Source organism: Candidatus Accumulibacter contiguus (assembly GCF_012940005.1).
Lineage (GTDB): Bacteria > Pseudomonadota > Gammaproteobacteria > Burkholderiales > Rhodocyclaceae > Accumulibacter > Accumulibacter contiguus.
Genome location: NZ_SPMX01000007.1, coordinates 61,159 through 87,625, shown reverse-complemented (window position 1 = coordinate 87,625; position 26,467 = coordinate 61,159). Strand labels below are relative to the sequence as shown.

Here is a 26,467-nt window from a genome sequence, read left to right as displayed (position 1 = left end):
CGGAAGGTAGTCGCGCTGCCTTCCGCCTTCCTGGTTCTTGCCCGTTTTCACTCCATAGCGCAATGCCCGAAATCAAGCCTCGCAAAACCTTGTTCAACCCCGAGTTGCGGCGCCGAGGCATCTATGTTTTGCCGAATCTGTTCACTACGGCAGCATTGTTCGGCGGCTTCTTCGCCATCGTGCAGGCGATGAAGGGCAGCTTCGAGCAGGCAGCAGTGGGCATTTTCGTGGCCATGGTGCTTGATGGCCTCGATGGGCGGGTGGCGCGCATGACGCGCACGCAAAGCGCGTTCGGGGCGGAGTACGATTCGCTGTCCGACATGGTCTCGTTCGGAGTCGCCCCGGCGCTGGTCACCTACGCGTGGGCGCTCAAGGACATGGGGAGGCTCGGCTGGATTGCCGCCTTCATCTACTGCGTCGGCGCAGCGCTCAGGCTGGCGCGCTTCAATACGACGCTGGAAGTGATCGACCGGCGCTATTTCCAGGGCTTGCCGAGCCCGGCTGCGGCTGCTTTGGTGACCGGTTTCTTCTGGGTGATGATCGAAAAGAACATTGCTGCTGCCGAGGTGCGCTGGCTGACCTGTGGGCTGGTGATCTTTGCCGGCATCTCGATGGTGTCCAATGTCCGCTTCTACAGTTTCAAGGACGTCAACCTGCGGCGCAGCGTACCGTTCATCTTCGTTGTCGCCATCGCGCTTGGCTTCGCCGTGGTCTCCTACGATACGCCGGTTGCCCTGTTTGGGCTTTTCGTTGCGTATGCTCTCTCGGGCTACGTCCTGGCGCTGATGCAGTGGCTCCGGCGCAAGCCATCACCGCCGCCGGTGGCTTAGTTCCGTGTCGCTCATCTTGCGGCACCAAGCTTCGCGCATCGTCGGTCGGTGACCCAGCCAGGGTAGCCGTTGCAGGGTAGTCCATCCTTATCTCCGGAGTCAGTACATGAAAGAGCACTTGGTAATTTTTGATACGACCTTGCGCGACGGCGAACAGAGCCCGGGCGCTTCGATGACCAGGGAAGAGAAGCTGCGCGTCGCGCGCCAGCTTGAACGCATGCAGGTTGACGTGATCGAGGCGGGTTTTGCGGCGGCGTCACCCGGTGACTTCGAGGCCATTCAGTCGATTGCCAGAATCATCAAGGGGTCGACGGTCTGCTCGCTCGCTCGTTCCAACGAGAATGACATTCGTCGTGCCGGTGAGGCGATTGCGCCGGCAGCGCGCGGGCGTATTCATACGTTCATCGCCACCAGCCCGATCCACATGGAGAAGAAGTTGCGCATGACGCCCGATCAGGTGGTCGATGCGGCCGTGCGTGCCGTGCACTGGGCACGCGAATACACCGACGATGTCGAGTTCTCGGCCGAGGATGCGGTGCGCTCTGAGGTCGATTTTCTCTGTCGCGTTTTCACTGCGGCCATCGATGCGGGAGCCACCACCATCAATGTTCCTGATACCGTCGGCTACAGTGTCCCCTCGGTGTGGGGCGATCTGATGCGCACCCTGATCGAGCGCGTGCCAGGGGCAAGCCGGGTGGTGTGGTCCACCCATTGCCACAACGATCTGGGCATGGCGGTCGCGAATTCGCTGTCGGCAGTGCTGGCCGGCGCCCGCCAGGTCGAATGTACGATCAATGGCCTGGGGGAGCGGGCAGGCAACGCCTCGCTCGAAGAAGTAGTGATGGCGGTACGCACTCGCAGTGACCTTTTTCCCGTGCAGACGCGCATCGATACGACGCAAATCGTTCCTGCGTCGAAGCTGGTTTCCCAGATTACCGGCTACCCGGTGCAGCCCAACAAGGCCGTCGTCGGTGCCAATGCGTTTGCGCACGAATCCGGGATTCACCAGGACGGTGTGCTCAAACATCGCGAAACCTACGAGATCATGCGTGCCGAGGATGTTGGCTGGGCACAGAACAAACTGGTGCTCGGCAAGCACTCGGGACGCAATGCCTTCAAGTCGCGCCTGTTGGCGCTGGGTATCGTTCTCGACGGAGAGGAGGCACTGAATGCTGCGTTTGCCCGCTTCAAGGAACTGGCCGACAAGAAGCATGAAATCTTTGACGAGGATCTGCAGGCACTGGTTTCGGATGAAGACCTGGCGCCCGATGGCGAGTACTTCAAGCTGGTCTATTCAAGGGTTTGTTCGGAAACCGGCGAAACGCCGGCAGCAGATGTCACGCTGACGGTTGGTGGTGTCGAGAAGAAGGCATCGGGGATTGGTAGCGGTCCGGTCGACGCAGCATTCAAGGCGATCGAATCGATCGCTGCCAGCGGTGCCGAATTGCTGCTCTACTCGGTCAACGCGATTACCACGGGTACCGACGCCCAGGGCGAGGTAACCGTTCGTCTGGCAAAGGCCGGCCGCATCGTCAATGGCAATGGTGCTGATACCGACATCGTCATTGCTTCGGCGAAGGCCTACCTCAATGCCTTGAACAAACTGCAGTTTCCCGATCGTCTGGATCCGCAGGGCGATGTCTGACGGCCAGCGCGAGGCGGGCGTGGGCGTGATTCAGCGTGCCGAGGGGCGGGTCAGTCTGGCGTAGGCGACGCTGGCGCCAAAAAAGATCAGCGCCAGGATGGTTTCGGCGATCGCCAGCCACTGCCCGGTGCCCCTTTCTGTGGTGGCACGGACGATGCCTTCCGTGAAATACAGCAGGATCAGCATCGATGCCCACTGGTACGAGTAGCGGCGACCATGCAGGATTCCGAATAGCGGCGCCAGCAGCGGCAGGCACTTCAGGGCCAGCCAGGAGCCGCCCGGATGGACCGGGGCGAGGCGCAACTCCCAGGCGAGACACAGAAAAATCAGCGCAATCAGGCTGCTGCAGGCCACCAGGTAGAGACTGCGGATCATCAAGTGTCGATTTTTTCAGGCATGCAGCTATTATATCCACCTTATGTCTCCCGCACATTTTCCTTGGCGTCGTTTTGCGGCGCGCGTCCGACGTCGCTTTGTCGAGGAGAACTTCGATCAGATCAGCGCCAGCCTCGCTTTTACCACTCTGCTGTCATTGGTACCACTGGTCGCCGTTGTTCTGAGCATTGTCGCGCTCGTTCCCTTTTTCCCGAGCATTGTTGAGCAGTTGGAGCTTTCTCTGGCCCGCAGTCTGCTGCCGGAGCGTGGCGCCGGGATGATCATCGCGTACGTCCTCGAGTTTTCCCAGAAGGCGGCGAATGTCACTGCGGTCGGTTCGCTGGCTTTGGTGGCGACTGTCCTGATGCTGTTGCTGACCATTGAGCGTGCCTTCAATCACGTCTGGTCGGTGCGCGAGACGCGTCCCTGGTGGCGGCGCCTGCGTTTGTTTGCCGCCCTGCTTGTCTTGTGGCCAGTGGTGATTGGTAGCGTGCTGCTGGCCAGTTCGTATGCCGTCACCACTTCGCTGGGCGTTCTGGACGAGTTGCCGTGGGTCAGGCGAATCCTGTTCAAGGCACTCGGGCTGGTGATTGCAAGCCTGTTTCTTGGCGGGCTGTACCATGTGCTCCCCAATACCCGGGTGGCGTCACGCGACTCGGCATGGGCAGGGCTGTTTGCCGCCCTGGGATTCCTGCTGCTACAAAAGGGATTCGAGTTCTACCTGTCGAATTTCCCAACGTATACAGTAGTCTATGGCACGTTCGCAACGTTGCCGATATTTCTCTTGTGGCTCTACCTGTCGTGGGCGGTGGTGCTGCTGGGTGCACTGGTGGCGGCGACCCTGCCCGAGTTCAGAGGTCCTGGAAACAGCGCCGGAAACGGCACCTCTGAACGGTCATGACTGTTCTTGCACATCAAAACGGGTTCTGGTCAGGTTCGATCGACAGGATCTCGACGCTGCTGGTCTGTTCGTCAATGCTGGTGCGGTGGACTTCGCGCACGCTGATGTTATCGCCCTCGATGAGCAGCAGCAGTTTCTTGCGCTCTTTCGGCAACGCCCCGGTGGCGACCACCAGTGTTTGACCGGAACGTAGCTTCGGGATCGCCGGCAGAATGAGCACTCGCAGATGCTCGGTCCCTGTGCCATGGGATGGCTGCGCGAGAATGGCCGGCACAGCCTTGGGCGCGAGTATTTGCAAACCGAGTTCCAGATGCTCGGGGTTTTCAGACAAAGCCCAGCGGACCAGGCAAATCTGCCAGTTCTGGTCAGAGTCCGTGCGGATGGCGACCACGTTTCCAACCGACAGTGCCCCGGTGTTGCCGGCAACATGCATGACGGCATAGCCCTCGGGGCTTTCGTTGGTCACCATCCAGGTCGATACGTTGACATTGGCTGCTTCTCCTGTCTTGCTGAGTTGCCACAGTCCGTCGATGCCGGTACCGAGGAGCGTCCGGTGGTTCTGTCTGCGGCGCAGAAAGCGGCGCTTTCCCGAATCGCCCCAGCGAGCCGCGAGGCGGACCAGGACGCCGCGTCCGGCCGGCGTGCCTGCGAAGTCCGGCAGGTTCAGCTCTTGCGCGGGGATGCCTGCATCGAGTTGGGCGATCTGGTCCTTGAGCAGCAAGCACAGGCGAAGGCAAGAAAAACAATCCGGCAGGTCTGTTGGTCGAGAAATCTTGCGTAAGGACGATAAGGCGGCTACGTCGCGTGCCGGGTCGATCCAGAAAGTTCCCGGGGTTATGGGCAGCGCTGCGGAGAGTACTTCCACCTGGTCGGCAAAGCGTTCAAAGTAGGCCGCGAGGAACAGGACTTCCAGTGGCGTCAATGACGCAGGCTGAGCACAGCCGAGCAGGACTGCCGAATAGTAGACATCCTGCAGGCTGCGCGAAGTGCCCTTCGGGACCGCAGTATTCACTTGCAGACGTCGCGCCGTGGCATAGGTCTGATGCAGCTGTTGCCAGCAGCCGGTAGGGGTTGGACAGGCAATCAAGTGACTGATCATCAGCTGTTGTGCGAGCGCCTGCAGGCTTCGCCACAGAGCCAGTTCCGGCGGAGGGGCCGGCCGCGGGACTCCCTCCTGCAGTGCAAGCGTATCATCAGCGAGCATTTGCAGCAGATCCAGAACACTGTTGACGATGCGGCGCGTCTTGCGTGGCACGGGTAGCACCAGCTCGCTGGTCACCGACGGGAGCAGACACGCAATGACCGTCATGCCACGCTTGTACAGACGGTCAAGGGCATGCGCGCGTTGCAGCGGTGTCGCCTGGACGTCGTGCAGATCCTTCAGGTGCAAGCGCAACAGAGGAAGTTCGTCTAAAGACCGCGGCGCCAGTGGCGACGCGAGCCACTGAAGAATATCTCGCAGTTCCCGCGGACGCGCCGCGTTGCGATCTGTGTCAGCAGCATTGGAAGCGATTTCGGTCATCAGCAACCTGCCAAAGGGGTTTGCGTCGTGATGTTGTCAGCCTCGTTGGTAACTGGCTTGTGGTGGCACATGGCAGCTACCGCGGAGTCCAAAGGCATGCCTTTAAATCCAAGCGTTGTGTTAGCACTGCGGTTGCGCCGATTATACCTGCGAGGCCAGATGGAAGGGAGTGTGAAGTTTCCGTTGCCATGGCTTTTGGCCTCTGGCGGAGATCTTTTGCACGGATCGTGGGATCGTCGCGCATGTGCATCTTTTCTTGTGCTTTCTTGCTATAATTTCACCCTTTTCCTGGATTTGGAAGAGACTGACATGGTTGTTATTCGTCTGGCCCGTGGTGGCGCCAAGAAGCGCCCCTTCTACAATATGGTGGTCGCTGATTCACGCGCTCGCCGTGATGGCCGCTTCATCGAGCGCATCGGCTTCTACAACCCGCAGGCTTCTGGCAATGAGCGGGGGCTGCACATTGCGACTGACCGTCTCAGTTACTGGCAGCAGCAGGGCGCCCAGACTTCGCCAACGGTGGCTCGCCTGCTCAAGCAGTCCACCAAGGTGGTAGCGGCGGCCTGAACCTTGTCCGTCGTTGGCGTGCCTGACACCACTGCGGCGCTTGCCCCGGAATCTCCGCCTGCTGATATCGTGGTCCTCGGCAAGATTGTCGCTGCCTGCGGTCTGCAGGGCGAGGTGCGCGTACATCCGTTTGCCGACGATCCATTGGCCTGGTCGCGACTGACGCACTGGTGGGTCGGTAGGGAAGGCGATGCTCCCGGCCTGTGGCGTCAGATGAAACTGCTCAGGTGCCAGCTCCATAACGATCTGCTGCTTGCCCGGCTCGCATGCGTGGCCGATCGTACCGCTGCTGAAGCCATCCGGGGTGCTCTGGTTGGCGTTCCGCGCGCAGCCTTGCCGCCGACGGCGACCGATGAATACTACTGGGCAGACCTCCTTGGTCTGGAAGTGCGCAATACCCGCGAGCAATCACTGGGTCGGATTCTCGGTTTGATCGAAACGCCGGCCAACGCCGTGCTGCGGGTTGGCGATGGCGAGAGTGGCGAAAGACTGTTGCCTTTCGTGGCGGCGGTAGTGCTGGATGTCGACCTTGCCGAGCGGCGGGTTCGCGTTGAGTGGGAAACGGATTGGTGAATGCGTCAGAGGCGGGGCCGTTTGTCGCCGATGTCGTGACCTTGTTTCCTGAAATGTTTGCCGCACTCACGCAGTCGGGGGTGACGCGCAGGGCTCTCGAATCCGGGCGCTGGAGCCTGCAATTGTGGAACCCGCGTGATTTCACGCACGACCGGCACCGTAGCGTCGATGATCGTCCATACGGCGGTGGACCGGGAATGGTGATGATGCCGGCGCCACTGGAAGCGGCAATCGAGGCGGCGCGAGCGCGGCAACAGGCACTGGGTGTGTCCGCCAGCCGCGTCATCTGTCTGTCGCCGCAGGGCCCGCTGCTGACGCATGCGCGGGTACTGCGCCTGGCCCAGGCCGGTGAAGCACTGCTGCTGGTTTGCGGGCGCTATGAAGGAATCGATGAGCGGTTCATCGCACGCTGTGTCGATGAGGAGATTTCCATCGGAGATTTCGTCCTTTCGGGGGGTGAAATCCCGGCGATGGCACTGCTGGACGCGGTTGTCAGGCAGTTGCCGGGGGTGCTGAACGATGCCGAGTCGGCACAACAGGATTCGTTTGTGGCGGGCTTGCTGGATTGCCCGCACTATACCCGGCCCGAGGAATACGCAGGGCTGCGGGTGCCGGAGGTGCTGCTCTCCGGTCACCACGAGGAGATACGACGCTGGCGCCTGCAACAGGCACTGGGTCGAACGTGGCAGCGACGTCCCGAGTTGTTGGCGGGACGCGCGTTGTCAAAATCGGAAACGCAACTCCTGGTGAAGTTTCAGGAGCAATGCGGTCAGGACAATAAAGCGTAATTCGCTTGCATGGAGTTCTAAAATGAATCTGATCGAGCAACTTGAGCAGGAAGAAATCGCCCGTCTGGGCAAGGTCATACCGCCGTTTGCACCGGGCGACACGGTCGTCGTCCAGGTCAAGGTGAAAGAAGGCGCACGCGAGCGCCTGCAGGCGTACGAAGGCGTGGTGATCGCCAAGCGCAACCGCGGCCTCAACTCCAGTTTCATCGTCCGCAAGGTTTCATCCGGCGAGGGCGTCGAGCGTACTTTTCAGACCTACTCGCCGCTGGTGGCCGCGATTGAAGTCAAGCGTCGTGGCGACGTACGGCGTGCCAAGCTCTACTATCTGCGCGAGCGCTCCGGCAAGTCGGCGCGGATCAAGGAAAAGCTGGTCCGCCGGCAGCGCTGAAAACGCGCGTTCCTGCGTGTTCTGTGGTGACGCGGCGAAGTCGGGAGAGCGGGCGACTGCGCCGCGTTTCCGGGGAGACTCAAGCGGGAGCTGAAACCCGCTTGTCGTTTTCGATCAGCGCATAAGCCGAGTGGTTGTGGATCGACTCGAAGTTTTCGGACTCGATCACATAGGCATCGATACGACGCTCGGCATTGAGACGTGCCGCCACGTCGCGCACCATGTCCTCGACGAACTTCGGGTTGTCGTAAGCCCGCTCGGTGACGTATTTCTCGTCAGGACGCTTGAGCAGGCCGTACAACTCGCAGGAGGCCTCGGTTTCGACGAAACGAACCAGTTCTTCGATCCACAGGTGATCGTTGATCTGGACAGTAACGGTGACATGGGAGCGCTGGTTGTGCGCCCCGCGCTCGGAAATCTGCTTGGAACACGGGCAGAGGCTGGCGACCGGAACAGTGACCTTGATCGTCGACTCGATACGGCCGTGACAGATCTCGCCAATCAGTGTCACGTCGTAATCCATCAGGCTTTGCACTCCCGACACTGGCGCCGTCTTGTTGATGAAATACGGAAAGCTCATTTCGATATGACCGGTTTCGGCTTCCAGCCGGTCTACCATTTCACGCAGCATGGCCGGGAAATTCTCGACCGAAATTTCGCGTTCGTGGCTGTTGAGAATCTCCACGAATCGTGACATGTGGGTGCCCTTGAAGTTGTGCGGCAGGCCGACATACATGTTGAAGATGGCGATCGTATGCTGGATGCCACCAGACTTGTCGAGCACCTTGACCGGGTGACGGATGGCCTTGATCCCCACTTTGTTGATGGCGATCTGTCGGGTATCGGCCGAGCCCTGGACGTCCGCCATGACTGCGGGGTTGCGTGGGGTTTCGGGTGCGTTCATTGCTGCTCCAGGTAGTTATTTTTGGGACGCTCGCATCGACTCGCCCGAATCCGCCATGTTGCCTTGGCGTGCGCGTACTGCACGGATGATTCCTTCGCGATCCAGGCCGATTTCCGCCAGCAGCAGTGCTTGATCTCCGTGTTCGATGAAGTGGTCGGGAATTCCCAGCCGCAACAGGCGAGTCGGACTGGTGATTTCTTCGAGGACGCGTTCGACCTCGGAACCTGCACCACCAATCACGGCATTTTCTTCGACGCTGACCAGCAGAGAATGTTCCGCAGCCAGCGCAATGATCAGGTCGCGGTCGATCGGTTTGACAAAGCGCATGTTGGCGACGCTGGCATCGAGTTCTTCGGCGGCAGCGAGAGCGGGCGTCAGCATGCTGCCAAAGGCGAGCAGCGCAACGCCGCTACCGCGACGGCGGATTTCACCCTTGCCTACCGGTAGTCCGACGAGTTCCTTGTCAATGGCCAGGCCGGCACCGCTGCCGCGCGGGTAGCGAACCGCACTGGGACCGTCGAGGCGGTAAGCGGTGGTCAGCATCTTGCGACACTCGTCCTCGTCGGACGGAGTCATCACTACCATATTGGGAATGCAGCTCAGGAACGAGAGGTCGAAAGCGCCATGGTGGGTGGGACCATCGGCACCGACCAGGCCGCCGCGGTCCAGTGCGAAGACCACTGGCAGATTCTGCAGCGCGACATCATGCACCAGTTGATCGTAGCCGCGCTGCAGGAAGGTCGAATAGATCGCCAGCACCGGCCGCAGCCCCTCGCAAGCCAGGCCAGCGGCAAAGGTGACGGCATGCTGCTCGGCAATACCGACATCGTAATAGCGGTCCGGGTAGCGTTGGCTGAAGCGCAGCAGGCCGGATCCTTCACGCATGGCCGGGGTGATGCCGACGAGTTTCGGGTCGGCCGCCGCCATGTCGCAGAGCCAGTCGCCAAAAATCTGCGTGTAACTGGGCTTGACCCCGCTCGGACTACCAGCGATGCCGACCTCGGGCTGAAACTTCGAGACTCCGTGGTAGAGAATCGGATCAACCTCTGCCAGCTTGTAACCCTGCCCCTTCTTGGTGATCACATGCAGGAACTGCGGCCCCTTCAGATTTTTCAGATTCTGCAGGGTGGGGATCAGCGATTCGAGGTCGTGGCCGTCGATCGGGCCGATATAGTTGAATCCCATTTCCTCGAACAGGGTGCCAGGCGTCAGCATGCCCTTGACGTGCTCCTCGGCACGTTTGGCGAATTCCCGCAGCGATGGCGAAAAGTCGAGAATCTTCTCGCCTGCCTTGCGCGCGGCATTGAAGCTGCCGCCGGAGAAGAGCCGTGCCAGGTAGCGGTTGAGGGCACCCACTGCGGGTGAGATCGACATGTCGTTATCGTTGAGCACGACGAGCATGTCGGCATCCGCCACGCCGGCATTGTTCAATGCTTCAAAAGCCTGGCCAGCGGACATTGCACCATCGCCGATGATCGCCACGACCTTGCGCGGCTCGCCCTTGATCTTGGCAGCCAGCGCCATGCCGAGTGCAGCCGAGATCGAGGTGGATGAATGACCGACGCCGAAAGTGTCGTACTTGCTCTCGCTACGTTTCGGAAAACCTGAAATGCCGCCGTGCATCCGCAGCCTGGCCATGCCGGAACGGCGACCGGTGAGCACCTTGTGCGGATACGTCTGGTGGCCGACGTCCCACACCAGGCGATCGTGCGGGGTGTCGAATACGTGGTGCAGGGCGACCGTGAGTTCGATCGTGCCGAGGTTCGAAGAAAGATGTCCGCCGGTTCTGGCTACCGATTCCACCAGGAAGCTGCGCAACTCGTCGGCGAGTTGCGGCAGTTGCTTGCGCTCAAGTTTGCGTACCTGCGCTGGATCGCTGATGGTGTCGAGTAGAGGGTAACGAGTCATGGATAGTCCTGCTGAAGCGCCCGGTGGCAGCCAGAAATGGTTCTTAGAACTTGCGCTGAGTAATGAAATGGGTCAGTTCGACCAGCCGCTGCGCACGCACATCGAAAATGGCGAGGGCTTCGAGTGCCTGTACCCTGAGATCGGCAGCAAATTCACGTGCGCGGTCAAGCCCCACCAGGGTGACGTAGGTCGGTTTTTCAGCATCGGCATCCTTGCCTGCCGTCTTGCCCAGCGTCGCCGTGCTGGCCGTGCAGTCGAGGATGTCGTCGACGACCTGGAACAGCAAGCCGACGCGCTTGGCAAAGCGATCCAGCGATGTACGTTCCGCAACCGTCAGTGTCTTGCCACACAGTCCACCGAGCAGCACGGCGGCACGGATCAGGGCGCCGGTCTTGAGGGTATGCATCAATTCGAGTTCGGGTTGATCGAGGCTTTTGCCGACGGCTTCCAGGTCGATCGATTGCCCACCAGCCATGCCACAGGAACCGCTGGCGCGCGCCAGGAGGTGCAGCATTTCCAGTTGCCGGCAGGGGTCACCGAAATCCTCGCGCGCCAGCAGCTCGAAAGCCAGCGACTGCAGGCTGTCGCCAACCAGCAGGGCGGTCGCCTGATCGTACTCGACATGGCAGGTCGGCCGGCCGCGTCGCAGCACGTCATTGTCCATGCACGGCAGGTCGTCATGCACCAGCGAGTAGCTATGGATCAGCTCGACGGCGCTGGCGGCGATGTCCAGTCGCTCTGCTGCAGCATCGGTCAATTCGCCGGCAGCGAACACCAGCAATGGGCGTACCCGCTTGCCGCCATTCAGGGTGGCGTAGCGCATGGCTTCATGCAGACGGCCTGGAATGGCTTCGCCGGGCGGCAGACAGCGGGCAAGCGTCGCTTCCAGTCGTGCCTGGACAGCGAACATCCAGTCCGCAAAGGACAGCCGGTGGGGATTGGCGGGCTGCAAGGAAGGCGTGCTCATCGCGCCACTCCGCCATCCGGCTCGAAATCGCGCAGCGTGCCATTCTCGAGAATCTGGATCTGGCGTTCGGCATCGCCGAGTTGCTGCTGGCAGTGCTGGAGCAGTTCGCTGCCGCGTCGGTACGCAGCCAGCGATTCTTCGAGCGGCAGACGGCCGCCCTCCATGTTCTGAACGATCTGTTCGAGTTCGGCGAGAGCTGCTTCGAATTTCAGCTCGCCAACGGCTACTCCTGCCTTGCCGGAGAGGGCAGTGTCGGCAGGATGCTCGGATTTTGGTCGTGGCATCGGAAAGGCTCGGCTCAAACTGGCGAAAATAGCCTATTAGTGGGCTTCCGGTCAAATGAAAACATGCCGCGCCTGCGAGCTGCAGACCTGCCTGGCGGGACTGATGCTACACTGGCGCATCGCAAAAGGGGGCCTGCCATGATTGTCATCGAACAACAGCCGAAGCGCGTCGAAGTCACGGTTTATGCGGAATTCACTCTTGCCGACTACAAGGAGTTCGAGAATGCCGTCAATTTCGCGATCCAGTTCGAGGGACCGGTCGACCTGTTTTTTGACCTGCGCGAAATGGCCGACTTCACCATCGACGTAGCCTGGGAAGATATCGTCTTTGCGCGCGCCCATGCCAATGATTTCAGCCGTATTGCCGTACTGACGCATAGCCAGTGGGTGGCCTGGAGCGCCTGGTTGTCGCAGATTTTTGTTCGCGCCGAAATGCGCATCTTCGACGAGGAAGTCGATGCGCGTTCCTGGCTGGCGGAAGGGGAGGGGCTGGCATGAGCTATGGAACCCTGGTCAGCAGCGCAGTCCTTGCCGATCATCTCTTCGATCCTGGCTGGCGTGTCTTCGACTGCCGTCATCAGCTGAACGATCCGGCAGCGGGCAGCCGGGCCTACGCGACCGCTCACCTGCCAGGCGCTTTTTTCCTGCATCTCGATCAGGATCTGTCGGGGCCGACGAATGGCCGCAACGGCCGCCATCCCTTGCCCGATCCATTGCTGCTTGCCGACAAACTGGGCGCGGCGGGCGTAGCCCTGGACACGCAGGTAATCGCCTATGACGACGCCGGCGGCGCCTTTGCCAGCCGTCTGTGGTGGTTGCTGCGCTGGCTCGGCCATGATCGCGTCGCGGTGCTCGACGGTGGCATCGATCGCTGGCTGGTGGAGGGACGGCCGCTGGCGACCGATTCACCGAGTTCCTCGCCGGCGACGCTGGAGGTCGATCTGCGTGCGGCGGTGACGAGCAGCGACGCGGTCCTCGCCAGTCTTGGGCAGAGCGGCTTCTGCCTGATCGACGCACGTGCCCCTGAGCGCTTCCGTGGTGAAAATGAAACCCTCGATCCGGTGGGCGGGCATATTCCCGGCGCGCGCAACCGCTTTTTCCGCGACAATCTCGACGTCGACGGCTGCTTTCGCCCGGCTGCCGAACTGCGCCGCGAGTTCCTGGCCCTGCTGGCCGGAAGTCCTCCGGAGCAGGCGGTGATGTCTTGCGGTTCGGGCGTCACTGCCTGCCACAACCTGCTGGCAATGGAAATCGCCGGATTGCCGGGGGCGCGCCTCTATGCGGGTTCGTGGAGCGAATGGTGCAGTGATCCGGCGCGGCCGGTGGTTTGCCAGGCACCCCCGGCTTGACCGCTCATGGCAAAAGTGCGAAATGAAGTTCATCGACGAGTTTCGTGACGGAGATCTGGCCAGAGGCCTGGCGGCGGCCATTCGGCAGGCGGCGCGGGCGGACCGCGAGTATCATTTCATGGAATTCTGTGGCGGGCACACGCACGCCATCTCGCGCTACGGGGTCACTGATCTGCTGCCGCCAAAGGTGCGCATGATCCACGGTCCGGGCTGTCCGGTCTGCGTGCTGCCGATCGGACGGATCGACATGGCGATCGCTCTTGCTCGTGACCTGGGGGTCATCTTGTGCAGCTACGGTGACCCGATGCGCGTTCCGGCATCGGGCGGGCTTTCGCTGCTCAAGGCGAAAGCAGGCCTGGGCAGGAATGCAGGCGACAAGGGCGAGCGTCGCGGCGAGATCCGGATGATTTATTCGGGTGCCGACGCGCTGGCCATCGCGCAGCAGAATCCTGATCGCGAGGTGGTCTTCTTCGCCATCGGTTTCGAAACCACGACGCCGCCGACGGCGGTGCTCATCAAGCAGGCACAGGCGCTCGGTCTCGGGAATTTCTCGGTATTCTGCTGCCATGTGCTGACGCCATCGGCGATCGCCAGCATTCTCGAATCGCCAGAGGTCCGGCAGTGGGGCAGCGTGCGGATCGACGGTTTCATCGGACCGGCGCACGTGTCGACGATCATCGGTACGCGGCCGTACGAGTTCTTTGCCGAGGAATATCGCAAGCCGGTGGTGATCGCCGGCTTCGAACCGCTCGACGTGATGCAGTCGATCCTGATGCTGATCAGGCAGGTCAACGCTGGTCGGGCCGTGGTCGAGAACGAGTTTTCGCGCGCCGTGACACGCGCGGGCAACCGCAAGGCGCAGCGTCTGGTGGCCGAAGTCTTCGAACTGCGTCGCTCTTTTGCCTGGCGCGGACTGGGCGAGCTTCCCTACAGCGCGCTCAGGATCCGCAAGGAATTCGCCGACTTCGACGCCGAGCGCCGCTTTGCGCTCCGCTACCAGGCGGTGGCCGACCATCCGGCCTGCGAGTGTGGGGCGATCCTGCGTGGCGTCAAGCGACCGCAGGAATGCCGGATTTTCGGCAGCGTATGCACCCCGGAAAACCCCATCGGCTCGTGCATGGTTTCGTCGGAAGGGGCGTGTGCGGCACACTATTCGTACGGGCGTTTTGCCGACCTGGCGGCGGTGTCATGAAGGACGTTCGCAAGGGCTACGTCCGTCCCCTCGATCTGCGGCAAGGCCGTGTCGACATGACGCATGGCAGCGGTGGGCGGGCGATGGCGCAACTGATCGAGGAACTGTTCGCAAGACGGCTCGGCAACGCCTACCTGGGGCAGGGCAACGATGCGGCCGTGCTGCCGATGCCGCCGGGCCGGCTGGTGTTGTCCACCGATGCGCATGTCGTCTCGCCGCTGTTCTTCCCCGGCGGCGACATCGGCTGCCTGGCGGTGCACGGAACGATCAACGACGTTGCGGTGATGGGTGCAAGGCCGCTGTATCTGGCGGCCAGCTTCATTCTTGAGGAAGGCTTCCCGCTCGGCGATCTGGCGCGCATCGTCGAATCGATGGCGCGCGCCGCCAGCGACGCCGGTGTGCCTGTGGCGACCGGCGACACCAAGGTGGTCGAACAGGGCAAGGGGGATGGTGTCTACATCACGACCACCGGCGCCGGCGTAGTCGCCGAGGGCGCCGACTACGCCGGCGACCGCGCCCGCGCCGGCGACCGGATCCTCGTTTCCGGCAGCATCGCCGAGCATGGCATGGCGATCATGGCGCGGCGCGAAAGCCTCGGTTTTGCCGCGAACATCGTTTCCGACACCGCCGCGCTACATGGCCTGATCGCCGCCATGCGCGCGAGTGGGGCGGCCATTCGCGTGCTGCGCGATCCGACGCGTGGCGGGGTCGCGACGACGCTCAACGAGATCGCTCGCCAGTCGGGTGTCGGCATGATGCTGCAGGAGAACGCGCTGCCGGTACAGCCCGAGGTGGCCGCAGCCTGCGAGTTCCTCGGTCTCGACCCGCTATATGTCGCCAACGAGGGCAAATTGCTGGCGATCGTCGCGCCGCAGGACTGCGACGCGCTGCTCGCCGCGATGCAGGCACACCCGCTCGGCCGGCGTGCGGCGGTGATCGGCAGCGTGCATCAGGACGCGCAGCATTTCGTGCAGATGACCACGACCTTTGGCGGCCGGCGTATCGTCGACTGGCTGAGCGGCGAACAATTGCCGCGCATCTGCTGAACCGAGATGCGCATCCTCTTCCTCTGCCACGCTTTCAACAGCCTCAGCCAGCGCCTGTATAGCGAGCTGCGCGCGCGTGGGCATCAGTTGTCGATCGAATACGACATCGCCGACGTGGTGGCCGAGGAAGCCGTTGCGCTGTTCCGGCCCGAGTTGATCGTTGCGCCGTATCTGCGCCGCGCGATTCCGGAGTCGATCTGGCGCCGGTACTGCTGTCTGGTGGTCCATCCGGGAATCGTCGGCGACCGTGGCCCGTCGGCGCTCGACTGGGCGATTCAGGAGGGCGAGCGGAATTGGGGGGTCACGGTCCTGCAGGCGAACGCCGAGATGGATGCTGGCCCGATCTGGGCAGCCGAAACCTTTCCGATGCGAATGGTCAAGAAGTCGAGCCTCTATCGCCACGAGGTCACCGAAGCCGCGGTGCGCGCGCTATTGAAAGCCGTCGAGCGCTTCGTTGTCGGCGGCTTTGTGCCGACGCCGGTCGATGATGCCGACCCGACCATTCCAGGCAGACAGCGGCCGTTGATGAGGCAGGTCGATCGTGCCATCGACTGGCAGCACGATGAAACGGCGCGCGTGCTGGCCAGGATCAACGCCGCCGATGGTTTTCCTGGCGTCGCCGATCGCTTGTTCGGCGAGCCCTGCCGCCTGTTCGACGCCTGGCCCGAAGAGACCCTATGCACATTACGCGCCGGCGCGCCGGGCGAGGTGATCGCCTGGCGCGAGACGGCGATCCTGCGCGCGACGGTCGATGGCGCAGTATGGATCGGTCACCTGCGCCGCGAGGATCCCGGCGACTCGCTCAAGCTGCCGGCAACGCAGGTCTTTGCAGCAGCGCTGGCGACGATTCCCGAAGCACCGCTCGACGGCTACTTCGCTCCTGCCGGCCGGACCTGGCAGGACATTCGCTATGAAGAAGCCGGGCGCGTTGGTTTCCTGCACTTCGACTTCTACAACGGCGCCATGAGCACTCGTCAATGCCAGCGCCTGCAGGCGGCGTACGCCTGGGCACGGCAGCGGCCGATGCGTGTGCTGGTATTGATGGGCGGCCGCGACTACTGGTCGAACGGCATCCACCTCTCCTGTATCGAAGCGGCTGAATCACCGGCGGATGAATCCTGGGCCAACATCAACGCCATCGACGATCTCGCCGAGGCGATCCTGTGCAGCGACAACCAGCTCACGATCGCCGCGCTGCAGGGCAATTGCGGCGCCGGCGGCTGCTTCCTGGCGCGCGCTGCCGATCTGGTCTGGGCGCGCGCCGGCGTGCTGCTCAATCCGCATTACCGCAACATGGGCAACCTGTTTGGCTCGGAATACTGGACCTACCTGCTGCCGGCGCGCGTCGGGGTGGCGGGAGCGCAGGCGATCATGCACCACCGGCTGCCGATGACTGCCGCCGCCGCGGTCGCTGCAGGTTTGATCGACGCCTGTCTGGCAGGCGATCCCGACGCTTTCCGGGTCGATGTCGCTCGCCGCGCCGCCGAACTGGCCATGGCTCCCGACCTCGACGAGCGGCTGCGGGCCAAGCGGGCGCGGCGCCTGGCCGACGAAACGGCGAAGCCGCTGGCGAGCTATCGTGCGGAGGAACTCGCCGAACTGCAGCGCAATTTCTACGGCTTCGATCCCAGTTATCACGTCGCCCGCTTTCATTTCGTGCACAAGACGCCGAACTCGTGGACGCCGCGCCATCTGGCGATTCATCGCGATCTCGGCTGGAGCGTGCCGCCATGACCGCCAGGTCGAGGTTGCCGACGGTGCTGGTCGTCGACGACGAACTGCGCTCGCAGGAAGCCTTGCGGCGGACGCTCGAAGAGGACTTCGAAGTGTTTACCGCTGCGAGCGCCGAGCAGGCACAGCGGATCATGGAAACCGAGTGGGTGCAGATCATCGTCTGCGACCAGCGCATGCCGGAAACGACCGGCGTCGAGTTTCTCAAGAACGTTCGCAGTCAGTGGCCGGATACCCTGCGCATCATCCTGTCCGGTTATACCGATGCCGAGGACATCATTGCCGGGGTCAACGAGGCCGGCATCTACCAGTATCTGATGAAACCCTGGCAGCCCGAGCAACTGCTGCTGACGCTGCAGACCGCGGCCAGGGTCTATCGCCTGCAACAGGAGAACCAGCGGCTCTCGGTCGAGTTGCGCACCGCCGAACCGGTGCTCGCCAGGCGTGTCGAGATCAAGCACGAACGTGCCAAACGCGAGTTGGCTCTCGACGGCCTGGTCCGCACGCCGGACAGCCCGCTCAATGCCGTCTGTCATCTGGTCGAAAAACTCGCTCCTTTCGACCTTTCCGTACTGGTCAGCGGCGAGTCGGGTACCGGCAAGGAGATGCTGGCGCGCGCCATCCATTACTGCAGTCGGCGTGCCGACAAGGCTTTCGTCGTCGAGAACTGTGGTGCGCTGCCCGACCAGTTGCTCGAAGCCGAGCTTTTTGGTTACAAGCGCGGTGCATTCACCGGCGCCTATGAAGATCGCATCGGCCGTTTCCAGCAGGCCGACGGCGGCACCCTCTTTCTCGACGAAATCGGTGACACCAGCCCGGCGTTTCAGGTCAAGCTGCTGCGCGTGCTGCAGGAAGGCGAGTTCCGGCCGCTCGGTGCGGCGCGGCCGCATTCGGTCGATATTCGGGTGGTGGCAGCGACCCATCACGACCTCGAAGCCGACGTGCGCGCCGGTACCTTCCGCGAGGATCTCTACTACCGGCTGGCGACCGTGACACTGCATGTGCCGGCGTTGCGCGAGCGCGCGATGGACATTCCGCTGCTCGCCGGCCGCCTGCTCGAAGCCAGTCAGAAGCTGCTCGGCAAAGCGGTCGATGGCTTCACGACCGAGACGCTCGCCTGTCTCGCGGCGTACCGCTGGCCGGGCAATGTGCGCGAGCTGCAGAACGAGATCCTGCGCATGCTGGCGCTCTGTGAATCGCCGCGCCTCGGTGCCGACCTGCTGGCGCCACGCATCCTGCGCTCGCCGGCGGTCGACCAGCAGGACGACCATCTGCTCGATCTGATCGCCGTCGATGGCGGCCTCAAGGAGCGGATGGAAGCGCTCGAAGCGCGCGTGCTCAAGGAAACGATGATCCGCAGTCGCTGGAACAAGTCGCGAGCGGCAAGCGAGCTGGGCCTGTCGCGCGTCGGCTTGCGCAACAAGCTCCTGCGTTACGGGCTGGAGCGGGCATGAAACTTCTCTGGCTGCAGGCGGCGGGTTGCGGCGGCTGCACGCAGTCCCTGCTCGGTGCCGAGAGTCGCGCCGGGGTGCTCGCGCAGTTCGCCGACAGCGGTCTCGATCTGCTATGGCACCCCGGCCTGTCGGAAGCCTGTGGCGACGAGGCGCTGGCGATCCTGCAGGCGGCCGCCGACGGCCGTCTGCCGTTCGACATTCTCTGCGTCGAAGGCGCACTGCTGCGCGGACCGAATGGCAGCGGGCGCTTCCAGATCCTGTCCGGCAGCGGCCGCCCGGTGATCGAATGGGTCAGTGATCTGGCCGCACGCGCGCAGCACGTACTCGCCATCGGCACCTGTAGCGCCTATGGTGGGATCGTTTCCGGCGGCGAGAACGTCACCGACGCCTGCGGTCTGCAGTTCGACGGCGATCAGGAAGGCGGTCTGCTCGGCAAGGATTTCCGTGCGGCCTCGGGCCTGCCGGTGATCAACGTCGCCGGCTGCCCGACGCATCCGGGCTGGGTCCTCGACACCCTGCTGTCGCTGGCCCTTGGCGCGCTTGGCGCAAACGACCTCGACGCCTGGCAGCGTCCGCGTTTCTACACCGAGCAACTGGTCCATCACGGCTGCCCGCGCAACGAATTCTACGAATTCAAGGCCAGTGCCCAGAAGCCCTCCGACCTCGGCTGCCTGATGGAAAACCTGGGCTGCCAGGGCACGCAGGCCAACGCCGACTGCAACCTGCGGCTGTGGCATGGCGTCGGCTCGTGCGTGCGTGGCGGTTTTGCCTGCATTTCCTGCACCGAACCCGGTTTCGAGGAACCCGGGCATCCGTTCCTGGAAACCGCCAAGATCGCCGGCATTCCGACCGGTCTGCCGCTCGACATGCCGAAAGCCTGGTTCGTCGCGCTCGCCGCGCTGTCCAAGTCGGCGACGCCGAAGCGGGTGCGCGAAAACTCACGTTCCGATCACCCGCTGATCGCGCCGGCAATCCGGAAGAGCGGTCCGAAGTGAGCCGTCGCCTGCGCATGGGCCCGTTCAATCGCGTCGAGGGCGACCTCGAGGTGACCCTCGACGTGACCGACGGCTGCGTCACCTCGGCAGAGGTCCGTTCCTCGCTCTATCGTGGCTTCGAGCATATCCTGCTGACCAGGCACCCGCTCGATGCGCTGGTGATCGTGCCGCGGATCTGCGGCATCTGCTCGGTCTCACAGTCGGCCGCGGCCGCGGCCGCGCTTGCCGACGCCGCCGGCCTGGAAATGCCGGCGAACGGCCGCCTGGCGAGCAATCTGATTCTTGCCTGCGAAAACCTGGCGGACCACCTGACGCACTTCTACCTCTTCTTCCTACCCGATTTCGCCCGCGCAGCGTATTGCGATCGCTCCTGGCATGCTGCGGCCGCCAGGCGTTTCCAGGCCACTGTCGGCGAGGCACAGCGCGAGGTGCTGCCGGCGCGCGCCGACCTGTTGCGACTGATCGGCTACCTGGCCGGCAAGTGGCCACACAGCCTGGCGCTGCAGCCCGGCGGCACGACGCGCGCAGTGACCGCCACCGAAAAGGTTCGCCTGCTGGCCATCCTGAGCGCGTTCCGCGCCTTTCTGAGCCGCACCGTTTTCGGGGATGCCCTCGAAAACGTCAGCGGCCTCGGCAGCGCCGACGAACTCGCCGCCTGGGCGCAAGGCCGGCCCGCAGATTTCCCGCTTTTCCTGGAAATCGCCGATGATCTCGGCCTCGCCCGCGTCGGCCGCGCCAGCAACAGTTTTCTCAGTTACGGCGCCTACGCACATGGCGGCGGCGACGGCCAACCGCTCTTTGCGCGCGGCGTCTGGCAGGACGAACGCCGGCCCTTCGACGAGCAGGCGATCCGCGAGGACGTGACGCATGCGTGGCTGCACGGCGAGCAACCGCTACATCCCGGGCAAGGCGAAACGCGCCCGCTCACCGGCGCGTTTGCCGACAAGGCCAGCGCCTATACCTGGTGCAAGGCGCCGCGTTACGACGGCGTCGTCGTCGAGACCGGTGCGCTGGCCCGCCAGATGGTCGCCGGCCAGCCGCTCATCCGCGCGCTGGTGGCGGCCGATGGCGGCAGCGTGCTGGCGCGGGTCGTCGCCCGCCTGCTCGAACTCGCCCTGGTCGTACCGGCAATGGAGCGCTGGGTGCGCGCCCTGGCGCCCGGCGAGGCCTTCTGCGCACCATGGGAATTACCCGATCGGGCCAGCGCCGCCGGCCTCGTCGAAGCCGCGCGGGGATCTCTCGGTCACTGGCTGCGCATCGAACGCGGCAGGATCGCCGGCTACCAGATCATCGCCCCGACCACCTGGAACTTCTCGCCACGCGATGCGGCGGGCGTTCCCGGCGCACTCGAGCAGGCGCTGGTCGGGTTGCCCGTGGGCGAAGGCGAAAGGGTGCCGCTCGCCGTTCAGCATGTCGTTCGGTCGTTTGATCCGTGCATGGTGTGCACGGTGCATTGACCATGCGGCACCGGCCGGCCGAGGGCAATCGGCGTGCCGGCGGCTCAGAAAAACTGCTGGCGCAGTTGGCCAAAGCCACCGCCAGGACGTCGGCCAGCATCCCTTGCAGCAACGCGAACCTGCCTTCGTGCTCAATGCGTTTTCGCTCAACCGGCCCGCTGGCCGAACGCGTGGCGAGCCGGCTTTCGAGGGCCTCGGCGAAGGCGGAAAATTCTTGACTGAGCGCGTGATGTTCCAATCGGGGTGCGGAGAGATCACTCTGGAATGGGCGCTCGGAAGAATCACCGCTCGCTCGTCTTGCCGCAGTCTTCCCTGGAACGCGATCCGACTTTGAAATCGCTTGTCCTGCCAACTACTATTCTTTAATACGTCGCCACAACGGGGGAGGAAGCGACATGTCCAATGACGGGCGCCGATCGATTACATTCTCTCGCGCCGGCAAACGAAACACTTCTCAGAAGGCTACCTCTCACCACGGACGAAAGCCCCTCCAGCGTCAGCCAAACTCGCCTTGCAGTCCATGCTCAGTCGTTTGGTTTGACCTCCCTCCTGGTTTTGTCTGTCTTTTTCATGGAGATTGGTGAAGAGGGCATCGGTTTCTGGAATTTTTTTTGGGGCTTGGCTTTGAGCACCGGTCGCAGCCGGTAGCCATTGCGGTTGAGGACGTCCGCCATCGTGCTGGGGGACGGCAGGACTTCTGGGTCGAAACCAAGCCCTTGCAACTGCTTCAGCGCTTCCGCCGCCGTCAGTCGAGTGTACGACAGCGTGCTGCGGAAGGTCGGGTCCTGCTGGGAGTGCGTTTTCGCCAAGGACCAGAGAGCTTCCGCCACTTCAGGATGCTTTTCCTCCCACCACTGGTTTCCGCAGAAGGCTTCTTGCGCACCCAGGCAGATGATGCCACTGCGTCGCTCAGGAAGTCCGACTTCAACGGTGTGGCGACTCCAGCCAAACACCACCTCCGCTTGCCGGGCACTGCCCCGGCAATACTTGACGGCCATCTCCGCTTCGAACGACCGACGCTGCGCACCCAGCATCTTCGACGCAGCCTGCTTCAGGTCATCAATATGAGAAGCGTCCAGGGACGGCTTGTCTGCCAAACAGAAGGTCGTGTCCATAGGCGAGGGCCTCATCGTCGTGATGGGTGTGTATTCTGCCATCAATGGGCGCTGCATTTTCGGAAATCACCTAAGATTGGCGGCCCAATTCATTGCGCCCTCCCATGTCATCTTCCCATCCGGAGAATCGCCACTTGTATAGGCGTATCTGGCATCCTGCAACCAAGTAACATTTAGCATATCGTCGTAAATCAACCCGCCACCGCGGTCAAATAGCGATGCTTGGGCGGTGGCCGTTGCGAACGCCAACACCCCGGCTAGCGCAATTTTCCTTCGTGTCATTGACTTTCCCCCGTGCCAGTTTTCGGTGACAGGCCGCCACGACCACGCTCTACCGGCCGACACCGCACTGGTGTTTTTCTTTGGTGGCGTGGATTCGGATTGCTCGGATTTGGCTACACTGTGGCTACACAGAATCGGATATCTGAGAGAATGGCCGCTTGATGGTGCCAAGCTCTTGATTTATTTGGAGGCGCGAGCGGGAGTCGAACCCACCTACACGGATTTGCAATCCGGTGCATAACCGCTTTGCTATCGCGCCGAACCTACCTGAAGATAGGGATTTCTGCCGCTGATTCGTACCGCCATTGATTCTGCAAAGTACAGACGGCTTTGCAGAGAATTGTGGAGCGGGAGAAGAGTCTCGAACTCTCGACCTATACCTTGGCAAGGTATCGCTCTACCAACTGAGCTACTCCCGCGTGAAGCGAGTGCGCATTATAAAGGCCTGCCCATGGCTGTCAACGCCTTCTTTCGCCGTCGCGCCGCTACCGCGGCTTTCCGATCAGCGCTTGCGGTCCTCTTCGATCAGGTATGGCCACGCCATTCGCATGTAATAACCCATCGACCAGAGCGTCAGCACGGCCGCCACGTAGATCAGCCAGACTCCCCACTGAAATACGTCAACTCCTCGTAACGGCGCGTAATAAAGCAGCATCGGGATGGCGATCATCTGCGCGCTGGTCTTGATCTTGCCGATCATCGAGACGGCGACGCTCTTGTGGGCACCGATCCGCGCCATCCACTCGCGCAGGGCGGAAATCGTGATCTCGCGACCGATGATGATCATCGCCAGAACCGCGTCGAGACGGCCGAGCTGGACCAGGACGATCAATGCTGCGGCAACCATCAGCTTGTCGGCGACCGGGTCAAGGAAGGCTCCAAAAGCCGAAGTCTGTTGCCAGCGTCGCGCGAGATAGCCATCGAGCCAGTCGGTAATGGCGGCGACGATGAAAATCAGCGTTGCTGCACGGTCACGCCCGATCCCCTGAACCCATGCCTCCGGAACATAGTAAATGGCGATCAGCAGCGGGATCAGGATGATCCGTAGCCAGGTCAGCAGAATGGGTATGTTCAGTGGCATCAATGCAACGCCGCGTAAATTTTCTCGGCTAGTTCCCGACTGATTCCAGGAACTGCTGTCAGTTGGTCAATCCCGGCATCGGAAACTCCCTGCAAGCCACCAAAACGGGAAATCAGTGCCTTGCGCCGCTTGGGTCCAATGCCGCCGATCTCTTCCAGGCGTGAACTGCGAGAAGCCTTGCCACGCCTGGCGCGGTGACCGGAAACCGCAAAGCGGTGCGCCTCGTCACGGACTTCCTGAATCAGATGCAGGGCCTGATCTTCAGGAGGTAATTGTAACGGCTCACGGCCATCCGCGAATACCAGGGTTTCCAGGCCGGGCCTGCGCGCCTCTCCCTTGGCGACGCCGAGCATCGGCAGGTGGCTCAGGCCGAGTTCACTGAGTGCTGCGGCCGCGGCGTTGACCTGGCCACTGCCGCCGTCGATCAGGATCAGCGTCGGCACGACGCCGTCATTGGTCAGCAGCTTCTCGTAACGGCGCTGGACCGCCTGCCGAATGGCTGCGTAGTCGTCACCGGGCTGGATACCTTCGATATTGAAGCGGCGATACTCCGATTTGCGCATGCCATTTCCCTGATACACCACGCAGGCCGCCACGGTCGAGTCGCCTTGCGTGTGACTGATGTCGAAACACTCGATGCGCGCCTCCACGCCGTCCTCGATGTCCAGGCCCAGTGTCCTGCACAGGGCTTGCAGCCGCGCACCCTGCCGTGTCAGCACGCTGCGACGCGCGTTGATCGCCAGGTGAGCGTTCTGTTCGGCCATCTCGACCCAGACGCGCTGCATGGTAAACCTCGCTTCGCTTACCCGGATCGGCTGTGTTGCCGCGGCACTGAGCCAATCGGCAAGCTCGTCATCGGACAGGGCCAGATTGACGAGAACCCGCGGCGGGATCGGGTGCGCGAGATAATGCTGATAGAGGAATGCGGTCAGCGCCTCGAGCGGCGAAGAACTCACCGAATTCGCGCTATTGACCGGAAATTGCGGGCGGTCACCGAGATGCCGGCCAGCGCGCACCATCGCCAGGTTCACACACAGCAGGCCGGCATCTTCAACGGCGACGACGATATCCACATCGCCATCCCTGCCGCTCTCGACGTACTGCTTTTCCTGCACCTGCCGCAAGGACTGGATCTGGTCACGATAGACCGCCGCCTGCTCGAAAGCGAGTCTGGCTGCCGCTTGATCCATGGCTGCCGACAGGCTGCCGATCACATCCTGTTGTCGGCCTTGCAGAAACATCGCCGCCATCTGTACATCCTCGGCGTAGCGCGTCGGTTCGATGAGTCCGACGCAGGGTCCGGAGCAACGCTTGATCTGGTACAACAGGCACGGCCGCGAGCGGTTGTTGAACACCGAATTCTCACAGGTGCGCAGGCGAAACATTTTCTGCAGCAAATGGACGCTTTCGCGTACCGCCGGCGAAGAAGGGAAAGGACCGAAATAGTCGGCACGCCGGTCGGTGGTGCCCCGGAAGAAACCCAGCCGCGGGTAGCGGTCGTGTGTGAGGACGATGTAGGGATAGGACTTGTCGTCACGGAAGAGGATGTTGTAGCGCGGCGACAGGCTCTTGATGAGATTGTTTTCCAGCAGCAGCGCCTCGGCCTCGGAGCGCGTCACGGTGGTCTCGACGCTGGCGATCTGTGCCACCATCAGTGCGATGCGCGGACTCGGATGCTTGTCGCGAAAGTACGAGGCAAGCCGTTTGCGGAGATTTTTTGCCTTGCCGACGTAGAGCACCTGATCGGCGCCATCGAGCATTCGATAGACGCCCGGCAATTCGGTCACGCTGGCAAGCAGGGATTTGGCGTCGAAGGGTTCGGTCATCACGGTCATGCGCGTTCGCGGCAGCCGACGGCTGAAGTAGGATAGCGTCTTCGATCTTATCACGCTCGCCGGCACCATCCCTGCTCACGGTTCTTTCTTCTGCACCCATGACCACGCGCCCCGACTGGGATGTCTTCTGCAAGGTCATCGATAATTTCGGTGACATCGGCGTCTGCTGGCGCCTAGCCCGACAGTTGGCCAACGAGTACGCGGCGAGCGTGCGCCTGTGGGTCGATGATCTCGACAGCTTCAGGCTGCTTTGCCCGCAACGGGACCCGGCCTTGTCGATCGAGTGTGTGCAGGGGGTCGAAGTCCGCCGCTGGGAAAGCCTCTTCACGGCGGTGACACCCGCACGGGTGGTACTGGAGAGCTTTGCTTGCCGCATTCCGGAGAACTTCGTCGACCGCATGGCGCAACTATCGCCGCCGCCGCTCTGGATCAATCTCGACTACCTGAGCGCAGAAGCGTGGGTGTCTGGCTGCCATCTGTTGCCTTCACCGCATGCGCACTTGCCGCTCGTCAAGTATTTCTTCTTTCCCGGTTTCACGACCGATACCGGTGGCCTGCTGCGCGAGCGCGACCTGCGCACTCGCCGCCGGTGTTTCGCCGCCAGCACCGATCTGCAGAATGACTGGTGGCGCGCGCTTGGCAGTGCTGCGCCGCGCGCCGGCACATTGCTGGTTTCGCTCTTCGCTTATGAGAACACCGCCATTGGCGATCTGCTGCACGCTTGGGAAGTCTCCGGACGGCCGGTCTGCTGCCTGGCTCCGTGCTCACGAACGCTGCCGGCGATCGCGGCCTACGCTGGTCGTGCACTCGCTGCCGGCGACCGGTTGCAACGCGGTGCGCTGGAAATCCGCATTCTGCCCTTCGTCGAACAACTCCGTTACGACTCCCTGCTCTGGCTCTGCGACCTCAATTTCGTGCGTGGCGAAGATTCCTTCGTGCGCGCCCAATGGGCCGCGCGGCCGCTGGTCTGGCAGATTTATCCGCAGCAGGAGGCGGCGCATCTGATCAAGCTCGATGCTTTTCTGGCACGCTACTGCGCTATGCTGCCGCAGGCGACGGCGGTTGTGCTGTGCGAATTCTGGCAGGCATGGAATGCCGGGAGGGTCGAAACTGCGCAATGGCAGCAACTGGCCGCAAGTCTGCCGCTGCTGCATGAACACGCCTTGCGCTGGGAAGCACGGCTCGCAGCCCAGGACGATCTCGTCAAGCAGCTGGTACGATTCAGTGCTTCCAGGTTATAATCAGCAGCTTATCCTAACTTTGCTGCATGGAACGCAC

General features: G+C 62.5%; 25 protein-coding genes and 2 tRNA genes. 16 read left to right on the top strand and 11 right to left on the bottom strand.

Annotated features, from left to right (window positions below):
* Positions 1 to 62: 62 nt before the first annotated feature.
* On the top strand, positions 63 to 830 hold the full coding sequence (pssA, locus tag E4Q08_RS03615) for a CDP-diacylglycerol--serine O-phosphatidyltransferase (protein ID WP_169069380.1): 768 nt from the start codon (positions 63 to 65) through the stop codon (positions 828 to 830).
* A 106-nt stretch (positions 831 to 936) separates the two neighbouring features.
* Positions 937 to 2,475 carry a 2-isopropylmalate synthase gene (locus E4Q08_RS03610; protein WP_169069379.1) on the top strand — a complete coding sequence of 513 codons (1,539 nt, stop codon included), beginning with the start codon at positions 937 to 939 and terminating at the stop codon, positions 2,473 to 2,475.
* A gap of 30 nt (positions 2,476 to 2,505) precedes the next feature.
* On the opposite strand, the gene E4Q08_RS03605 is transcribed toward E4Q08_RS03610, so the two are convergent.
* On the bottom strand, positions 2,506 to 2,850 hold the full coding sequence (locus tag E4Q08_RS03605; RefSeq protein WP_169069378.1) for a DUF2069 domain-containing protein: 345 nt from the start codon (positions 2,848 to 2,850) through the stop codon (positions 2,506 to 2,508).
* A gap of 43 nt (positions 2,851 to 2,893) precedes the next feature.
* Between E4Q08_RS03605 and E4Q08_RS03600 the strand changes: the two genes are divergently transcribed.
* Positions 2,894 to 3,751 carry a YihY family inner membrane protein gene (locus E4Q08_RS03600; protein WP_169069377.1) on the top strand — a complete coding sequence of 286 codons (858 nt, stop codon included), beginning with the start codon at positions 2,894 to 2,896 and terminating at the stop codon, positions 3,749 to 3,751.
* A 13-nt stretch (positions 3,752 to 3,764) separates the two neighbouring features.
* Here the strand turns inward: E4Q08_RS03600 and E4Q08_RS03595 are convergent, their stop codons facing one another.
* The gene (locus tag E4Q08_RS03595; RefSeq protein ID WP_502869282.1) at positions 3,765 to 5,273 is read right to left on the bottom strand and encodes a cyclic-di-GMP receptor FimW-related protein; all 1,509 of its coding nucleotides are present in this window, start codon (positions 5,271 to 5,273) and stop codon (positions 3,765 to 3,767) included.
* A 309-nt stretch (positions 5,274 to 5,582) separates the two neighbouring features.
* Here E4Q08_RS03595 and rpsP point away from each other — a divergent pair, with 309 nt between their 5' ends.
* The 4 genes from rpsP (at position 5,583) to rplS (ending at position 7,589) form a co-directional block, all read left to right on the top strand.
* Positions 5,583 to 5,840, top strand: coding sequence for a 30S ribosomal protein S16 (gene rpsP / locus E4Q08_RS03590; protein WP_034918928.1), 258 nt, complete (start codon positions 5,583 to 5,585; stop codon positions 5,838 to 5,840).
* 66 nt (positions 5,841 to 5,906) lie between these two features.
* Positions 5,907 to 6,413, top strand: a complete 507-nt coding sequence (gene rimM / locus E4Q08_RS03585; RefSeq protein WP_034918940.1) for a ribosome maturation factor RimM — start codon at positions 5,907 to 5,909, stop codon at positions 6,411 to 6,413.
* The gene (trmD, locus tag E4Q08_RS03580; protein ID WP_034918932.1) at positions 6,410 to 7,201 is read left to right on the top strand and encodes a tRNA (guanosine(37)-N1)-methyltransferase TrmD; all 792 of its coding nucleotides are present in this window, start codon (positions 6,410 to 6,412) and stop codon (positions 7,199 to 7,201) included. The genes rimM and trmD overlap by 4 nt, the downstream gene beginning before the upstream one ends.
* A 22-nt stretch (positions 7,202 to 7,223) precedes the next feature.
* Entirely contained in the window at positions 7,224 to 7,589 is a 366-nt protein-coding gene (rplS, locus tag E4Q08_RS03575) for a 50S ribosomal protein L19 (RefSeq protein WP_034918938.1), read from the top strand.
* 79 nt (positions 7,590 to 7,668) lie between these two features.
* Here rplS and folE2 read toward each other — a convergent pair whose 3' ends face one another.
* Genes folE2 through E4Q08_RS03555 form a run of 4 tightly spaced genes read right to left on the bottom strand, consistent with a single transcriptional unit; the run spans position 7,669 to position 11,652 of the window.
* The gene (gene folE2 / locus E4Q08_RS03570; protein WP_211203296.1) at positions 7,669 to 8,493 is read right to left on the bottom strand and encodes a GTP cyclohydrolase FolE2; all 825 of its coding nucleotides are present in this window, start codon (positions 8,491 to 8,493) and stop codon (positions 7,669 to 7,671) included.
* A gap of 15 nt (positions 8,494 to 8,508) precedes the next feature.
* On the bottom strand, positions 8,509 to 10,401 hold the full coding sequence (gene dxs / locus E4Q08_RS03565; RefSeq protein WP_169069375.1) for a 1-deoxy-D-xylulose-5-phosphate synthase: 1,893 nt from the start codon (positions 10,399 to 10,401) through the stop codon (positions 8,509 to 8,511).
* 43 nt (positions 10,402 to 10,444) lie between these two features.
* On the bottom strand, positions 10,445 to 11,368 hold the full coding sequence (locus tag E4Q08_RS03560; protein WP_169069374.1) for a polyprenyl synthetase family protein: 924 nt from the start codon (positions 11,366 to 11,368) through the stop codon (positions 10,445 to 10,447).
* Complete coding sequence (locus E4Q08_RS03555; protein WP_169069373.1) at positions 11,365 to 11,652, bottom strand: exodeoxyribonuclease VII small subunit; 288 nt, start codon at positions 11,650 to 11,652, stop codon at positions 11,365 to 11,367. The genes E4Q08_RS03560 and E4Q08_RS03555 overlap by 4 nt, the downstream gene beginning before the upstream one ends.
* A gap of 138 nt (positions 11,653 to 11,790) precedes the next feature.
* On the opposite strand from E4Q08_RS03555, the gene E4Q08_RS03550 reads away from it, so the two are divergent.
* From E4Q08_RS03550 to E4Q08_RS03515, 8 genes are read left to right on the top strand one after another with little or no spacing between them, the layout of a single operon-like run.
* Positions 11,791 to 12,150 (top strand): SpoIIAA family protein, encoded by a 360-nt coding sequence (locus tag E4Q08_RS03550; RefSeq protein WP_169069372.1) that lies wholly within the window; start codon positions 11,791 to 11,793, stop codon positions 12,148 to 12,150.
* On the top strand, positions 12,147 to 13,001 hold the full coding sequence (locus E4Q08_RS03545) for a sulfurtransferase (RefSeq protein WP_169069371.1): 855 nt from the start codon (positions 12,147 to 12,149) through the stop codon (positions 12,999 to 13,001). Before E4Q08_RS03550 ends, E4Q08_RS03545 begins: the two co-directional genes overlap by 4 nt.
* Positions 13,002 to 13,023: 22 nt before the next feature.
* Positions 13,024 to 14,193 (top strand): hydrogenase formation protein HypD, encoded by a 1,170-nt coding sequence (gene hypD, locus E4Q08_RS03540; protein ID WP_169069370.1) that lies wholly within the window; start codon positions 13,024 to 13,026, stop codon positions 14,191 to 14,193.
* The gene (gene hypE, locus E4Q08_RS03535) at positions 14,190 to 15,239 is read left to right on the top strand and encodes a hydrogenase expression/formation protein HypE (protein ID WP_169069369.1); all 1,050 of its coding nucleotides are present in this window, start codon (positions 14,190 to 14,192) and stop codon (positions 15,237 to 15,239) included. The genes hypD and hypE overlap by 4 nt, the downstream gene beginning before the upstream one ends.
* Positions 15,240 to 15,245: 6 nt before the next feature.
* Entirely contained in the window at positions 15,246 to 16,973 is a 1,728-nt protein-coding gene (locus E4Q08_RS03530; protein ID WP_169069368.1) for a hydrogenase maturation protein, read from the top strand.
* Positions 16,970 to 18,424: a sigma-54-dependent transcriptional regulator gene (locus E4Q08_RS03525; RefSeq protein ID WP_169069367.1), complete on the top strand. Its 1,455-nt coding sequence runs from the start codon at positions 16,970 to 16,972 to the stop codon at positions 18,422 to 18,424. The genes E4Q08_RS03530 and E4Q08_RS03525 overlap by 4 nt, the downstream gene beginning before the upstream one ends.
* On the top strand, positions 18,421 to 19,419 hold the full coding sequence (locus tag E4Q08_RS03520) for an NADH-quinone oxidoreductase subunit B family protein (protein ID WP_169069366.1): 999 nt from the start codon (positions 18,421 to 18,423) through the stop codon (positions 19,417 to 19,419). The genes E4Q08_RS03525 and E4Q08_RS03520 overlap by 4 nt, the downstream gene beginning before the upstream one ends.
* Positions 19,416 to 20,876 carry a nickel-dependent hydrogenase large subunit gene (locus E4Q08_RS03515; protein ID WP_308240048.1) on the top strand — a complete coding sequence of 487 codons (1,461 nt, stop codon included), beginning with the start codon at positions 19,416 to 19,418 and terminating at the stop codon, positions 20,874 to 20,876. The genes E4Q08_RS03520 and E4Q08_RS03515 overlap by 4 nt, the downstream gene beginning before the upstream one ends.
* Positions 20,877 to 21,400: 524 nt before the next feature.
* Here E4Q08_RS03515 and E4Q08_RS03510 read toward each other — a convergent pair.
* The 5 genes from E4Q08_RS03510 to uvrC all read right to left on the bottom strand — a co-directional run bounded on the left by E4Q08_RS03510 (position 21,401) and on the right by uvrC (position 25,180).
* The gene (locus E4Q08_RS03510; RefSeq protein WP_169069365.1) at positions 21,401 to 21,991 is read right to left on the bottom strand and encodes an ISAzo13-like element transposase-related protein; all 591 of its coding nucleotides are present in this window, start codon (positions 21,989 to 21,991) and stop codon (positions 21,401 to 21,403) included.
* Positions 21,992 to 22,458: 467 nt separating this feature from the next.
* Positions 22,459 to 22,532 (bottom strand) — tRNA-Cys (locus E4Q08_RS03505).
* Between the two features lie 84 nt (positions 22,533 to 22,616).
* Positions 22,617 to 22,692 (bottom strand) — tRNA-Gly (locus E4Q08_RS03500).
* Between the two features lie 83 nt (positions 22,693 to 22,775).
* Positions 22,776 to 23,354: a CDP-diacylglycerol--glycerol-3-phosphate 3-phosphatidyltransferase gene (gene pgsA / locus E4Q08_RS03495; RefSeq protein ID WP_034915504.1), complete on the bottom strand. Its 579-nt coding sequence runs from the start codon at positions 23,352 to 23,354 to the stop codon at positions 22,776 to 22,778.
* The gene (gene uvrC, locus E4Q08_RS03490; RefSeq protein ID WP_169069419.1) at positions 23,354 to 25,180 is read right to left on the bottom strand and encodes an excinuclease ABC subunit UvrC; all 1,827 of its coding nucleotides are present in this window, start codon (positions 25,178 to 25,180) and stop codon (positions 23,354 to 23,356) included. The genes pgsA and uvrC overlap by 1 nt, the downstream gene beginning before the upstream one ends.
* Before the next feature lie 107 nt (positions 25,181 to 25,287).
* Here uvrC and earP point away from each other — a divergent pair, with 107 nt between their 5' ends.
* A complete protein-coding gene (gene earP, locus E4Q08_RS03485) occupies positions 25,288 to 26,430 on the top strand; it encodes an elongation factor P maturation arginine rhamnosyltransferase EarP (protein ID WP_169069364.1) in 1,143 nt (380 codons plus the stop codon).
* Positions 26,431 to 26,467: the final 37 nt, after the last annotated feature.